This window comes from Erythrobacter sp. W302b (assembly GCF_046452395.1).
Taxonomy (GTDB): domain Bacteria; phylum Pseudomonadota; class Alphaproteobacteria; order Sphingomonadales; family Sphingomonadaceae; genus Erythrobacter.
The window spans coordinates 2,266,833-2,279,993 of the sequence record NZ_JBKFDH010000001.1 but is presented as its reverse complement, the minus strand read 5'-3'; the positions used below and the strand labels follow the sequence as shown (position 1 = coordinate 2,279,993).

At 65.5% G+C, this 13,161-nt stretch carries 20 protein-coding genes; 14 read left to right on the top strand and 6 right to left on the bottom strand.

Going from position 1 to position 13,161, the window contains the following annotated elements; translation table 11 throughout:
* Positions 1-3: 3 nt before the first annotated feature.
* The 5 genes from ACLBKT_RS10790 to ACLBKT_RS10770 form a co-directional block, all read right to left on the bottom strand.
* Positions 4-1,398 (bottom strand): porin, encoded by a 1,395-nt coding sequence (locus ACLBKT_RS10790; RefSeq protein ID WP_410183680.1) that lies wholly within the window; start codon positions 1,396-1,398, stop codon positions 4-6.
* A gap of 215 nt (positions 1,399-1,613) precedes the next feature.
* A complete protein-coding gene (gene gmk, locus ACLBKT_RS10785) occupies positions 1,614-2,264 on the bottom strand; it encodes a guanylate kinase (RefSeq protein ID WP_410182919.1) in 651 nt (216 codons plus the stop codon).
* 58 nt (positions 2,265-2,322) lie between these two features.
* Positions 2,323-2,751 carry a hypothetical protein gene (locus tag ACLBKT_RS10780; protein ID WP_410182918.1) on the bottom strand — a complete coding sequence of 143 codons (429 nt, stop codon included), beginning with the start codon at positions 2,749-2,751 and terminating at the stop codon, positions 2,323-2,325.
* A 5-nt stretch (positions 2,752-2,756) separates the two neighbouring features.
* Positions 2,757-3,236: an SspB family protein gene (locus tag ACLBKT_RS10775; protein WP_410183679.1), complete on the bottom strand. Its 480-nt coding sequence runs from the start codon at positions 3,234-3,236 to the stop codon at positions 2,757-2,759.
* 56 nt (positions 3,237-3,292) lie between these two features.
* Positions 3,293-4,012, bottom strand: coding sequence for a hypothetical protein (locus tag ACLBKT_RS10770; protein ID WP_410182917.1), 720 nt, complete (start codon positions 4,010-4,012; stop codon positions 3,293-3,295).
* A gap of 113 nt (positions 4,013-4,125) precedes the next feature.
* Here ACLBKT_RS10770 and hisB point away from each other — a divergent pair, with 113 nt between their 5' ends.
* From hisB to pal, 14 genes are all read left to right on the top strand, one after another.
* Positions 4,126-4,719, top strand: a complete 594-nt coding sequence (gene hisB, locus ACLBKT_RS10765; protein WP_410182916.1) for an imidazoleglycerol-phosphate dehydratase HisB — start codon at positions 4,126-4,128, stop codon at positions 4,717-4,719.
* Complete coding sequence (locus ACLBKT_RS10760) at positions 4,712-5,008, top strand: YciI family protein (RefSeq protein WP_410182915.1); 297 nt, start codon at positions 4,712-4,714, stop codon at positions 5,006-5,008. The genes hisB and ACLBKT_RS10760 overlap by 8 nt, the downstream gene beginning before the upstream one ends.
* The gene (gene hisH, locus ACLBKT_RS10755) at positions 5,001-5,627 is read left to right on the top strand and encodes an imidazole glycerol phosphate synthase subunit HisH (protein ID WP_410182914.1); all 627 of its coding nucleotides are present in this window, start codon (positions 5,001-5,003) and stop codon (positions 5,625-5,627) included. Before ACLBKT_RS10760 ends, hisH begins: the two co-directional genes overlap by 8 nt.
* Positions 5,624-6,352 carry a 1-(5-phosphoribosyl)-5-[(5-phosphoribosylamino)methylideneamino]imidazole-4-carboxamide isomerase gene (gene hisA, locus ACLBKT_RS10750; protein ID WP_410182913.1) on the top strand — a complete coding sequence of 243 codons (729 nt, stop codon included), beginning with the start codon at positions 5,624-5,626 and terminating at the stop codon, positions 6,350-6,352. Before hisH ends, hisA begins: the two co-directional genes overlap by 4 nt.
* An 88-nt stretch (positions 6,353-6,440) precedes the next feature.
* Positions 6,441-6,722: a hypothetical protein gene (locus ACLBKT_RS10745; RefSeq protein WP_410182912.1), complete on the top strand. Its 282-nt coding sequence runs from the start codon at positions 6,441-6,443 to the stop codon at positions 6,720-6,722.
* Positions 6,719-7,480, top strand: a complete 762-nt coding sequence (gene hisF / locus ACLBKT_RS10740; RefSeq protein WP_410182911.1) for an imidazole glycerol phosphate synthase subunit HisF — start codon at positions 6,719-6,721, stop codon at positions 7,478-7,480. The genes ACLBKT_RS10745 and hisF overlap by 4 nt, the downstream gene beginning before the upstream one ends.
* A gap of 85 nt (positions 7,481-7,565) precedes the next feature.
* Complete coding sequence (locus ACLBKT_RS10735) at positions 7,566-7,904, top strand: phosphoribosyl-ATP diphosphatase (RefSeq protein WP_410182910.1); 339 nt, start codon at positions 7,566-7,568, stop codon at positions 7,902-7,904.
* On the top strand, positions 7,904-8,284 hold the full coding sequence (locus ACLBKT_RS10730) for a histidine triad nucleotide-binding protein (RefSeq protein ID WP_410182909.1): 381 nt from the start codon (positions 7,904-7,906) through the stop codon (positions 8,282-8,284). The genes ACLBKT_RS10735 and ACLBKT_RS10730 overlap by 1 nt, the downstream gene beginning before the upstream one ends.
* An 89-nt stretch (positions 8,285-8,373) precedes the next feature.
* Positions 8,374-8,832, top strand: a complete 459-nt coding sequence (locus tag ACLBKT_RS10725; protein WP_410182908.1) for a YbgC/FadM family acyl-CoA thioesterase — start codon at positions 8,374-8,376, stop codon at positions 8,830-8,832.
* Positions 8,829-9,536 (top strand): protein TolQ, encoded by a 708-nt coding sequence (gene tolQ, locus ACLBKT_RS10720; protein ID WP_410182907.1) that lies wholly within the window; start codon positions 8,829-8,831, stop codon positions 9,534-9,536. The genes ACLBKT_RS10725 and tolQ overlap by 4 nt, the downstream gene beginning before the upstream one ends.
* A gap of 95 nt (positions 9,537-9,631) precedes the next feature.
* On the top strand, positions 9,632-10,069 hold the full coding sequence (locus ACLBKT_RS10715; protein ID WP_410182906.1) for an ExbD/TolR family protein: 438 nt from the start codon (positions 9,632-9,634) through the stop codon (positions 10,067-10,069).
* Positions 10,070-10,081: 12 nt separating this feature from the next.
* On the top strand, positions 10,082-10,897 hold the full coding sequence (locus ACLBKT_RS10710; protein WP_410182905.1) for an energy transducer TonB: 816 nt from the start codon (positions 10,082-10,084) through the stop codon (positions 10,895-10,897).
* Entirely contained in the window at positions 10,894-12,303 is a 1,410-nt protein-coding gene (gene tolB, locus ACLBKT_RS10705; RefSeq protein ID WP_410182904.1) for a Tol-Pal system beta propeller repeat protein TolB, read from the top strand. The genes ACLBKT_RS10710 and tolB overlap by 4 nt, the downstream gene beginning before the upstream one ends.
* A gap of 26 nt (positions 12,304-12,329) precedes the next feature.
* Positions 12,330-12,848 carry a peptidoglycan-associated lipoprotein Pal gene (gene pal / locus ACLBKT_RS10700; protein WP_410182903.1) on the top strand — a complete coding sequence of 173 codons (519 nt, stop codon included), beginning with the start codon at positions 12,330-12,332 and terminating at the stop codon, positions 12,846-12,848.
* A 44-nt stretch (positions 12,849-12,892) separates the two neighbouring features.
* Here the strand turns inward: pal and ACLBKT_RS10695 are convergent, their stop codons facing one another.
* Positions 12,893-13,042, bottom strand: coding sequence for a hypothetical protein (locus ACLBKT_RS10695; RefSeq protein WP_410182902.1), 150 nt, complete (start codon positions 13,040-13,042; stop codon positions 12,893-12,895).
* Between the last annotated feature and the right edge of the window lie 119 nt (positions 13,043-13,161).

Sequence of the window (13,161 nt, the reverse complement as noted above, 5' to 3'; positions counted from 1 at the left end):
TGCTCAGTAGTTCCACTGCGCCTGCACGCGCAGGATCTGCCCTTCGGCCTGCCCGAAGCGCCGCTCATCGGCCTCCTTGCGTGACGCCCAGCCATAGGTGGTGGTGATCTCGAGCGCCGGGTCGATCTGGAATTCGAGGCCGAGTTCCAACTCCTCGGTCTCCAGACGCGGCGCGTTGATCGCCGCCTTGAAACCGCCGCGGTAATATTGCCAGCGGGCGAAGGGGTGGATCGTGCCGATCGGCGTTTCGTCGATCTTGGCCATCACCTGCACATAGCCGCCGTCTATCGGGCGCTCTTCGATCCGGCCGGTGGCGGGAACGAATTCCGGCCCCGTGCCCCAGTTCCATTCCGCCTGAACGCCGAAGGGCTGGGGGTAGAGGATCGCGTGCAGGTTGACGCGGTTGTCCTTGAAACCCACCGGGCTCACCCCGCCGGTGCGGATTTCCGGGCGGATGGTGTTGCGCATCACCGATCCGCCGATCTCGAACACCTGACCATTCAGGCCCAGACCGTCGAGCTCGAACGGCCAGGTCGCCAGTGCGACCGCCATCAGGTCATTATCGGTCTCGGTGCGATTGAGGCCTTGCCCGTTGAACACGCCGAACCCGAAGGCGCCGTAATTGCCGAAGAGCTTCTGCCCGTCATCGGCCAGCCGGTCCCAGATCGCCTGCACCCGCGGCGGGGTGTAATAGGCGACGATCCCGAGATCACGCTCGCCAGCAGCCGCCGAGTTGATCGCATCGGTGCGGTCCAGCGCAAGGCGGTTGGAGGAGGACTGCATGTTCTCCCATCCATAGGGCACCTTTGACTGGCCGAGGCGGATGCGGAACGATTTGTCGCCGGTCGGGAAGACATCGGCATACATATCGCGCAGGGACACCGTGCCCTCCCGCCGTTCGCCGACCGACTGGTTGGAGACGGCGGCGGCAAAGTCGGGCTGGAAGTAGAGCGAGACGTGCTCGTTGAGGTCGCCTTGCAGCACCAGTCGCATCCGGCGGAAGGTGAAATTGCTGTCGCCGTTCACCGCGCTATCGTGGATCGAGCGCAGGCGGGAAACCCCGGCGGGCGCGTCGGCATCGCCCGAGACGATCTGGTTGAACCGCATCTGGGTGTAGCCGCGCAGGCGCAGTTTTTCGTACCACGCTTCGCGCTTGGGCTTGGGCGTGGCCGCGGCGAGCGGGATCGCTTCCGGCGCGGGCGGGGCGCTGACCGGCGCGGGCTGGGCAGGTGCGGGCGCGGCCGCTGCAATCGGTGCCGGGCCAGGCGAAGGCGCGGGCTGAGTCGCTTGCAGCGCGCTGACCATCGCCTTCAATTCATCAATCTGACGTTGAAGATCGGCGATGGTGGCCGCCTGATCGGGCGCTTGCGAGCCGGCGGGCGAATCGGTCTGCGCCATTGCCGGGACGCAAGTGCTGGCGAGCAGACTGGCAGTGATCAGGCGGGCGGCGAGGCCGAAGGAAGGGCGGGACATGAACTACCGCTTTCGCAATGTGCCCGCTCACAATAAGCTGGCTGCGAGGCGCGGATATGTCGGTTGAGTGTCAGATATATGACATTTGCGACCGCTTTATCACAATTGCGACAAACGGCGCTGCAGCCTGCGGTCAGCAGTCAGCCCATCAAGCCGCGCACAAACGGGATAAGCCCGGTCTGACGCGCGCGCTTCATGCGTTCGGCTTCGAGGATGGCGTGGACCTTGTCGAAGCACAGGTTCACATCATCATTGATGATCACGTAATCATAACCGTCCCAGTGGCTGATCTCGGCGCGGGCGCGCTCCATGCGGGCGTTGATGACCTCGGTACTGTCGGTCGCGCGGCCTTTGAGCCGGCGGTGCAGCTCATCGATCGAGGGTGGCAGGATGAACACCCGCACCACGTCCTGCTGATCTTTCTGGTAGAGCTGCTGGGTGCCCTGCCAATCGATATCGAACAGGAAGTCCTGCCCTTCCTTCAACGCGGCGCGAATCTTGCCCTTGGGCGTGCCATAGCGGTGACCGAAGACGTGGGCCCATTCGTAGAAATCGTCTTCTTCGACCATCCGGTCGAATTCGGCCTCTGAGACGAAGTGGTAATGCACCCCATCGACCTCGTTCGGGCGCGGCGCGCGGGTGGTGGCCGAGACCGAGAGCTTGATCTCGGCATCCTTGGCCAGCAGCATCCGCGACAGCGTCGTCTTGCCTGCGCCTGACGGCGAGGAGAGGATGAACATCAGGCCCCGGCGATGGAGCGTGTCGTCTGCGTGGTGTGAGGTTTCGCCCATAGGCCCCGTTGCACCAACACGCCCCCGATAATCAAGAGGCGTGCAAATCAGGCGGGGATCAGGATCCGCCGGTGGGCGCCTTGCGCGCCTTGCGCTTTGCTTCGAGCCGCTTGCCCCGGTCGTAGAACACCTTGGCCGCCAACCCGCCTGCCACCACCGCAAGCCCGAGGGGCGAGCGGCGCGCCAGGTGGCTTGCCCCCCACAGGGCGACACTGGTGGCCAATCCGCGCCCGTCGACCAGCTTGTCGGCCTTGGCCTTGTCATAGCTCTTCACCAGCAGCCCGCGCTCCATCCGGTTGCGCAGCATTCCGCCAGCGGCGCGCAAGACGATGTCAGCGATCACGAGATTGGTGCTGGCCACCGGACTGGGCAGCGGCAGGCCACCGGGCCCGGTCGCAGCAGGCTTGTTCGTGGCGACAGGATCAGCGGATCGCGCAGCTGCGGGTTTGCCGCGCCTGCCCTTGATCGCCCCCTTGCTCCGCGCCATCGGGCCTACTTCTTGCGCCCGAAATCAATGCTGACCACGTTCGAGCCATCGGGATCGGTGTCCGGTCCGTCATTTTCGGCGTCTTCGTGGGCTTCGGGCTCAAGCTCCTCCACCGCGGCCTGGAACTGGAGGCCGAAATCAACCGCCGGATCGACGAAAGCTGTGATCGCCGCAAAGGGGATCTGCAACTTCGCCGGCACCTGATTGAAGGTGAGGCTGACCGTGAAACTGTGCGGGAAGACCTCAAGGTCCCAGAATTTGTTCTGGAGCACGATGGTCATCTCGTCGGGGAAGCGTTCGCGCAGGTGCGGCGGGATCGATACCCCCGGCGCTCCGGTCTTGAAGGTGATGTAGAAGTGATGCGTGCCCGGCAGCATCCCGCCGCCACTCACGATCGAGCCAAGGACTCGGCCAACCACAGCGCGCAGGGCTTCCTGCACGATCTCGTCATAGGGGATCAGGCTGTCGGGTGTGTCGCTGGTCATCACGTGCGGATTGGTGACGCTGCGCGCGGGCTTGGTCAAGCGCAGAATTGCTCAGCTTATCCACCGATCAGGACGGGAACGATGGTCTGGTTCCAGACTTCGGACCGGGCAATCGGCATCCGCACTGCGACAAAGGCGAGGTATCCACCGCCCGCCAACAGCGTCACCGGATGCAGTCGGCCAAGGGTGCGCCAGTCATGCCACGCCAGCGCAGCGATGAACACACTGGCGGCATAGGCGGAATCAAACGGCGGCGGTCCACCATCGCGGAACAATCGGGAAATGCGCGCAAAGACCGGCGCCATCATGGCGATCGTCGCCATCGCGATCAGGCGCTTGTGATAATCGGGCCGCCGCGTGTTGCGCCATGCGAGCAGCACCAGCCCCGAAAACCAGCTGACCGAGCCGATCTGGAGGAACATCCCGACCGATTCCGGCAACCCGCTGGTTGTCTTGACCCCGTCGGTCGCGGTGGTGACGATAATCGCGACCGCCGACAGCGCGACGGTCAGTGCCACCAGCCAGCCCCATGTCCCCACTGTGCGGTGCAAGCCGATCTGTCCGCGCCGCGCCAGCACTGCCTGCGCGGTCAGCGTGGCGAACCACGCCGTCGCGGCCACGCCATGCACGATCAGCAGTGTGGTGAGCGGCGGTGCGTCGAACAGCGGCTGAAGATAGAAGCTGCGGGCAAAGCCCACCAGCGCGGTAACCGTCAGCGCACCCGCCAAGCCGAGGAAAAACGCGCTTCGCCCTCGCCGCCGCGATGCCGTTTCCATCACCGAACCCCCGTTCCCGTGCTCTGCCGAGACCCGACGCTATCTTGCGTGCCATGTGCGGGCAAGCGGCATGTGGACTTGTCGCCGGGGCCAGTGTGCCTATAGGGAGCCTCATGCGAACCGGCACGATAGAGCGCAACACCACTGAAACCGCAATCGCCATCCACGTCAATCTCGACGGGACGGGCGCCTATGATGTGTCGACCGGGATCGGGTTCCTCGATCACATGGTCGAACAGTTCAGCCGCCATTCGCTGATCGATGTGACGATGAAGGTGCGGGGCGACCTGCATGTCGATCAGCACCACACCACCGAAGATTCGGCGATTGCGCTGGGGCAGGCGATTGCGCAGGCCCTCGGCGACAAGGCCGGGATCGGCCGATATGGTGCGGCCTATTCGCCGATGGACGAGACGCTGAGCCGTGTCGCGCTGGACATTTCCGGGCGGCCTTTCCTGGTGTGGAAAGCGAAGTTCACGCAGGAAAAGCTCGGCGAATGGGATACCGAGCTGATCGAGCACTGGTTCCATTCGGTCAGTCAGAGCGCGGGCATCACGCTGCACATGGAACTGCTTTACGGCAGCAACAATCACCACATCTGCGAGAGCCTGTACAAGGGCTTTGCCCGCGCCATGCGGCAGGCGGTGGAACGCGACCCGCGCAAGGGCAGCGCGATCCCGAGCACCAAGGGGCAGCTGGGTGGCTAGCATCTTCATCGCGTCGCTGACCTACACTGTCCCGATCGAACAGATCGACGCCGTGCTGGCCGATCACCTCGCATGGCTCAAGGCTGGGCACGAGGCAGGGCATTTCCTCGCCTGGGGCCCGCGCGAGCCGCGCGATGGCGGGCTGATCTTCGTCAAGGCTGCGAGCCGCGCCGAGGCCGAGGCGCTGTTGATGAGCGACCCGTTCATGCTCCACAAATTGGCTGACCTCGCCATCATCCAGTGGACCCCGCGCTTTGTCGGGCCGGGGCTGGAGGCGTTTGGTGGTTGAGGTGGTCGCGCTCGTGGATTACGGCGCGGGCAATCTTCACTCGGTGCACAATGCCTTGAAGGCGGCCGGGGCGGAGGTGACGGTGACCGCCGATCCCTATGTCGTGCGCGCGGCGGACCGGATTGTCCTGCCCGGCGTTGGCAGCTTCAAGGCCTGCGCGGAAGGGCTGCGCGCCATCCCGCACATGGTCGAAGCCATGACCGAGCGGGTTCACGTCGGCGGCGCGCCGTTCCTTGGCATCTGTGTGGGCATGCAATTGCTGGCCGATCGTGGGCTGGAGCATGGCGAAACCCCCGGCCTCGGCTGGGTGCCCGGCGAGGTGCGGCTGATCCAGCCGTCCGATGCGGCGATCAAGGTGCCGCACATGGGCTGGAACGATGTCGCGCTGCTGCCTCATGCGCGAGGCTCTGCGGTGATCGAGGAGGGAGAGGCCTATTTCCTCCACTCCTACCACTTCGCGGCGGACAACCCGCATGATGTCGCCGCAATGACCGACCACGGCGAGGGGCTGGTCGCCGCCGTCGCCCGCGACAATATCGTCGGTGTGCAGTTTCACCCGGAAAAGAGCCAGGCCTATGGCCTCGCCACGCTCCGGCGCTTTCTGGAGTGGTTCCCTTGATCATCTTCCCCGCCATCGACCTCAAAGGCGGTCAGGTCGTCCGCCTGTCCGAAGGCGACATGGACCGCGCCACGATCTACGGCGATAATCCCGCCGCGCAGGCGATGATCTTCGCCGATGCCGGGGCAGAGCACCTCCATGTGGTCGACCTCGATGGCAGCTTCGCGGGCGAAAGCCGCAACCGCGCCGCGGTGGAAGCGATCATCGAAGCCTTCCCCGGCTATGTCCAACTGGGCGGTGGCATCCGCGATGCAGCGGCGGTGGAGGGCTGGTTCAATCTCGGCGTCGCGCGGGTGGTAATGGGGTCCGCCGCGCTCAAGAACCCCGAATTCGTCAAGGACATGGCGCGCGAATGGGAAGGCGGCATCGTGGTCGCGGTGGACGCGAAGGACGGGATGGTCGCGACCGAAGGCTGGGCGGAGGTCTCCGACGTTCCCGTCACCGATCTTGCCCGCCGGTTCGAGGATGCAGGCGTCGCTTCGCTGCTGTTCACCGATATTGGGCGCGACGGCCTCTTGAAGGGCGTGAACATCGAAGCCACGGTCGACCTTGCTCGCCGCGTCGACATTCCGGTGATCGCCAGCGGCGGGGTGAAGGGGCTGGACGACATCCATATCCTGTCGCTCCACGCGCATGAGGGGATCGAGGGCGTCATCACCGGACGCGCGCTGTATGAAGGGCGGCTCGATCTGGCTGCGGCAATCGCGATGGGCGCGCGGGCATGAAGCGTGCTGCCGCACAAATTCCGGTCGCCTTAGCGACCGCAAGCGCGACCGGGCGCCCGCAGGCCGCTTCACTCCGAGGATAACCAGAATGCGCCTGATGGGCTTTCTCTTCCTGTGCCTCACCTTCCTTGCGGGGGTGACCATTGGGACGGTCGAGATCGCGCTGATCAACATCATCGTCTTTATGGGACTGGCGCTCGCCGCCGAGCACTTTCTTGCACCGCGCTATGGCAAGAACGGTCTGGTCTACGGCATGGCTGCAGCCTTTTTTGTGAGCTGCATGTGGCCCGCCGCGATCCATGCCGCCCGCGATGCCCCCGTCCCGCCCAAGGAGCCTGAAATGACCGTCACTCTGAGCCCCGCCCGATGACCGTCCGCGTCCGCGTGATCCCCTGCCTCGACGTCGCCAATGGCCGCGTGGTGAAGGGCGTGAACTTCGTCGACCTGAAGGACGCAGGCGATCCGGTCGAGCAGGCGCGCGCCTATGATGCGGCGGGGGCGGATGAGCTGTGCTTTCTCGACATCTCCGCCAGCCACGAAGGGCGCGGGACGCTGCTCGATATGGTGCGGCGGACGGCGGAGGTGTGCTTCATGCCGCTGACCGTCGGCGGCGGGGTGCGCAGCGTCGAGGATGCACGCGCGCTGCTGCTGGCGGGCGCGGACAAGGTCGCGGTGAACAGCGCGGCTGTCGCCCGGCCGGAGCTGGTGGGCGAGATTGCCGCGAAGTTCGGGAGCCAGTGCGTGGTCGCCAGCGTCGATGCACGCCGCACGCCGCGCGGGAACTGGGAAATCTTCACCCACGGCGGGCGCAAGCCGACGGGGATCGACGCGGTGGAATATGCCCTGAAGGTTGCCGATCTGGGCGCGGGCGAATTGCTCGTCACATCGATGGATGGCGACGGCACGCAGCGCGGATACGATCTCGCGCTGACCCGCGAGATTGCCGATGCCGTCAGCGTGCCGGTGATCGCGAGCGGCGGCGTGGGGAGCCTCGATCATCTGGTGGAAGGCGTAACCAAGGGCCACGCCAGCGCGGTGCTGGCGGCGAGCATCTTCCACTTCGGCACCCACACCATCGCCGAAGCGCACGCGGCCCTGCGAGCAGCGGGCTTGCCCGCGCGCGGTTGAATTATCGTCATTGCGAGCGTAGCGAAGCAATCCAGAGTGGCTCGCAAGACGCTCTGGATTGCCGCGTCGCCTGCGGCTCCTCGCAATGACGAGAAAGCGCCAAGTGTCCGATACCCTTACCCGCCTCGAAGCGACCATCGCCCAGCGCCTCACCGCCTCACCAGAGGACAGCTATGTGGCGAAACTCCATCACAAGGGGCTCAAGACCATCGCCCAGAAAGTGGGTGAGGAGGCGACCGAGACCGTGATCGCGGCGCTCGCCGGGGACGCACAGGAACTGGTGGGCGAGGCGGCCGACCTCCTCTTCCACCTCATGGTGCTGCTCGCCGCAAAGGGCGTGCCGCTGGAGGCAGTCCTCGCCGAACTCGAGCGCCGCGAGGGACTGTCCGGCCTCGCCGAGAAAGCCGCACGGAGCCAAGACTGATGCCGATCGACCCGACCCTGCCCTATGACGACAACAACATCTTCGCCCGCATTCTGCGCGGGGAAATCCCTTCGAAGAAGGTCTATGAGGATGACTGGGCCTTCGCCTTCGAGGACATCAACCCGCAGGCCGAGATCCACACGCTGGTGATCCCCAAGGGCCGTTATGTCAGCTGGGACGATTTCAGCGCCAAGGCGTCGGACGCCGAAATCGGCGGTTTCGTGCGCGCCGTGGGCGAAGTGGCGCGCATGAAGGGCCTGGTCGAACCCGGCTACCGTCTGCTGGCCAATATCGGCGCGCATGGCGGGCAGGAAGTGCCGCACCTGCACGTCCATATCTTCGGCGGTCAGCCTCTGGGACCGATGATCGCGCGGCGGTAAAGGCGATCGGCCTCCGTTCCACTGCTGTTCATCCACAAAACGCAAACAGCGGCCTTTGCAGCGATTCCCCGCTCGGCTAGGTGGCAGCTATGATCTCTCCTAACCCTTCTGGCGGCATCCTTGACGGTGCGCGGCATCTTTACGCCGTGCGGGTCTATTATGAGGACACCGATTTGTCGGGGATCACCTATCATGCCAATTACCTGCGGTGGTTCGAACGGGCGCGCAGCGATCTGCTGCGGCTGCTCGGGATCGACCAGCGGGCGGCGATCGAAGGCGGCGAGGGCGCCTATGCGCTATCCGAGGTGAACCTCAAGTATTGGCGCCCGGCCAAGCTCGATGACGATGTGGTGATCGAAACCCGCTGCACCGAACTGGGTGCCGCGTCGTGCCGGATGCACCAGATCGCCCGGCGCGGGGACGAGATGCTGTGCGAGGCGCAGCTGCGCGTCGGCTTCATCACCCTCGACGGTCGCCCCCGCCGCCAGCCTGCCGCATGGCGCGCGGCATTTGCTCATTTCATGAACCAAGGAAACCCGAACCCGTGACGTTTGCCCTGCTCAGCGCTGCTGCTGCTGCCACTGCCCCGACCCGGCTCGATCCGGTCGAACTGTTCCTCCAGGCCGATATCATCGTGCAGGCGGTGATGGTCGGCCTGCTGCTGGCGAGCGTGTGGGTGTGGACGATCATCGTCTCCTTCTCGCTGCGGATCGGCGCGCTCGGCAAGAAATCGCGCGCCTATGAGGCTGAATTCTGGGAACTGCGTGACCGTGAGGCACTGCTCACCAAGCAGGTGCGCAGCGAAGTCCCCGCCGCCCGGGTCGCCGCCGCCGGACTCGACGAATGGCGCAAGTCGACCGCGAAGCAGCCGGTCGACCGTGACGCCACCCGCCAGCGGATCGCTGCCGCGATGGACAGCCAGATCGCCGAGGAAGCGGACGCGCTGGCCGGACGGCTGAATTTCCTCGCCACGGTCGGTTCCGTGGCCCCGTTCGTGGGCCTGTTCGGCACGGTATGGGGGATCATGAACAGCTTCTTCCAGATCGGCGCGCAGCAGAGCGCCAGCCTTGCGGTGGTCGCCCCCGGTATCGCCGAGGCGCTGTTCGCGACCGCCATCGGCCTGTTCGCCGCGATCCCTGCGGTGATCGCCTATAACCGCTTTGGCGGGGCGGTGGACCAGTATGAGGCGGTGCTCCAGCGCTTCGCCGACAAGCTCCACACCGGGCTGAGCCGGGAATTGGATCGCGTATGATGGGCAACCAAAGCGTCCGTTCGCCTCGAGCGAAGTCGAGAGGCCGTCGAGCAAGTGGCTCGACGACGCTCGACACGAACGGGAAGAAGTGAACGATGGCAATGAACCTCTCCTCCCGCCGCAAAGGCAAGCGTTCGCGCCGCGCGGCGATGGCCGAGATCAACGTCACGCCGCTGGTCGACGTGATGTTGGTGCTGCTGATCATCTTCATGGTCACGGTCACGCTCCCCGCCGTGGGCGTGCCGATCGAACTTCCCGAAAGCCGCGCCGCGCCGGTGGAGGAAAAGCCCGACCAGATCACCATCTCGATCGACGCAGGTGGCATCATCTATGTCGAGAACGAAGCCGTGGCCGCAGGGCGCTTTCCCGAAGCGCTGGAGGCGCTGGATCGCGGGGAAGAGCAGCCGCTGATCGTGCTGCGCGGTGATCGTAGCCTTGATTACGGCAGAGTGATGCAGGTTATGGGTGAGTTGGGCCGTGCAGGCTTCACTTCGATCTCGTTAGTCACTGACGGTTCAGTTTCGGCCCCATAGCGGTAAGACAGGATGGCAGACACCGCGCTCAGGAATGACGAAAAGGTCGGCCTTGCCGCTGCCGTCGTGCTGCACGGCGCGCTGGTGGCTGTGCTGCTGATGCAGACCGTGCGCAGCGAAGTCTCGGTCTTCCCCGAACGGATGACAGTGAGCCTGACGCCCGCAGTCGGGCTTGAAGCATCGTCGCCCGATCCGGTACCCGAAAGCCGCGCTGCGATCGCGCCCACGCTGTCGGACGACCCCGCGCCCGCGCCCGAAGCGGCCAGACCAGAGCCTGCCGCGCGGCCCGTGCCGACCCCGCCCAAGCCGACGGCCCGCACCGCCACCACCCAGCCCGCGCCGACCCGCGACCGTTCCCGCCCCGACCGCACCCCGGCCAAGCCCGCAACCACGGCGGCCAAACCGGCGACCAGGAGCGGCGGCGGCAGCCGGATCGGTGACGACTTCCTTGAAGGCAAGGGCAGCTCGACCACCACCACCGAAACCCGCGCGCCCGCCGCGCAGATTGGCGCTGCGGCCAAGGCATCGATCGGCCAGGCGCTCGCCCGGCAGGTCAAGCCGCACTGGACCGCGCCGCAGGGGGTGGATGTCGACCTGTTGGTGACCCTGGTCGATTTCGACCTCAACCCCGATGGTACGCTCAAAGGCCGCCCGCGGGTGCGCAGCCAAAGCGGCGTCAACGATTCCAACCGCGCACAGGCCGCGCGCCATGCCGAAAACGCGATCCGCGCCGTCCAGCTTGCCGCGCCGTTCAATCTGCCCGAAGAGTATTACGAGGCCTGGAAGACTGTCCGGGGCGCTCGCTTTGACAGGAATACATCACGATGAAACCCGCTCTGCTTGCCGCCCTGCTTATCACTGCCGCCTTCCCCGCGTCCGTCATGGCGCAGGATTTGGGCGCGCCCATCGGTGAGGATGGCCCGGTCGAACGCGCCGCTACCGATGCCTCTGAGGCGCAGGCGGAAGAGGGGATTTCCTTCACCGTCACCGATGAAAGCGCATGGCAGGATATCGGCATCGCCATCCCCGCCTTCGCCACGGACCGTGAGCGCGCCACGCCCGCCAACGAGGCCGGGACCGGCGCGCTGGGGCGCGAGGTGGCGCGCGTGATCACCGCCAACCTGCGCAACAACGGCCTGTTCAAGCCGGTCGGCCCCGACAGCCTGCCCCAGCCGGGCTTCACCCAGATCACCGCCCCGGCCTTCGACACCTGGGGCGGGCGCGGGGCGGAGATGCTGGTGCACGGCTATGTCCGCGCGCGCGATGACGGGAAGCTGGTGGTCGGCTGCTACCTCTATGATGTCGCGCTCAAGAATGAACTGGTGCGTGAGGGCTGGGTGGTCGCCGCCGCCGATTGGCGACGCGCGGCGCATAAGTGTTCGGACCTCATCTTCAGCCGCCTCACCGGCGAGAGCCCGTTCTTCGACAGCCGCATCGCTTATATCGCCGAAACCGGCCCCAAGGATCGCCGCGTGAAGCGCCTTGCGGTGATGGACAGCGACGGGGCCAACCACCGCTTCCTGACGCTGGGCAGCGCCACCGCGCTCACCCCGCGCTATTCGCCCGACTATTCGAAGATCCTCTATCTCAGCTATGTCGACGGCAATCCGCGCATCTATGTCTATGACATCGGCACCGGCAAGCAGACGCTGGTGAGCGAGAACAAGAACCCCACCATCGCCCCGCGCTGGTCACCCGATGGCAAGTACATCCTCTATTCCATGGGCGTGGCCGGGAATACCGACATCTACCGCGTGCCCGCCACGGGCGGAGCCAGCATCAAGCTGACCGACAATCCGGGGATCGACGTGGGCGGCAGCTACTCGCCCGATGGCTCCAAGATCGTGTTCGAAAGCGACCGTTCCGGCAGCCAGCAATGCTATGTCATGGATGCGGATGGCAAGAACCAGAAGCGCATCAGCTTCTTCGGCGGGCGCTGCGCCACGCCGGAATGGAGCCCGCGCGGGGATCAGATCGCCTTCACGCGGATCGCGGGCGATTTCAACGTCGCGGTGATGAACACCAACGGCGGCGGGATGCGCGTGCTGACCCGCGGCTGGCAGGATGAAGCCCCGACCTGGGCCCCCAATGGCCGCATCATCCAGTTCTTCCGCACCGAAAGGAACACCGGGCGCTCGGGCATCTGGCAGGTCGATCTGACCGGCCAGAACGAACGTCGCCTGCCGACCCCCGTTGATGCTTCAGACCCTGCCTGGGGCCCGATCCGCCCCTGATTGTTACCATGAAAGGAACACAAGCGATGAACACCAAGATTGCGACGATCCTGCTGCTGGCGTCTGCCACTGGCCTCGCTGCCTGTGCCAAGAAGGCGCCGAATACCCTTCCGCCCGCTCCTGTCGACAACACCGGCACCGACACCCAGCCCACCACCCCGCCGACCACGGGCGCAGCCGTCGGGACGCAGGCGCATTTCGCCGCGGCGGTCGGTTCCTCGACCACGATCTATTTCGACACTGATCGCTACAACGTCGATTCGCAGGATGCCGCCGCCTTGCAGGCGCAGGCGCAGTATTTCGCCCGCTATCCGCAGATCACCTTCACCATCGAAGGCCATGCCGACGAGCGTGGGACACGCGAATACAACCTGGCGCTGGGTGAACGCCGGGCCGATGCGGCCAAGGCCTATCTCGTCAGCCTCGGCGTGGCACCGAACCGCATTTCGGTGGTGAGCTACGGCAAGGAGCGCCCGGTGGCGCTGGCTTCGAATGAAAGCGCATGGGCGCAGAACCGCCGCGCTGCCAGCGTGATCATTAACTGATGTCGCTTTAGCCCCTCCCCTTCAGGGGAGGGGAGATTCTGGCGTCAGCCCTGAAGGCGCGACGTGGAAAGCGCCGCCTGCTCGGTGCCCGCAGGTGCCCTGATCCCCGCCAAATCGCGCGCGCCGGTGACCACGCACAGCCCTGCGAGCGCAAGCACGCAGAACAGGCTGGAGAGGGTCAATTGCTGGCTCATCATGCGGTCTTTCAGGTGCGGCTATTATGCGCCGCTGGCAGTTCTATTGCGATGCAACATTTCACATTGCAACCGGTTCCCGGTGTCTCACGCCTTCCCATTAGGGGCTACCTCGCCTA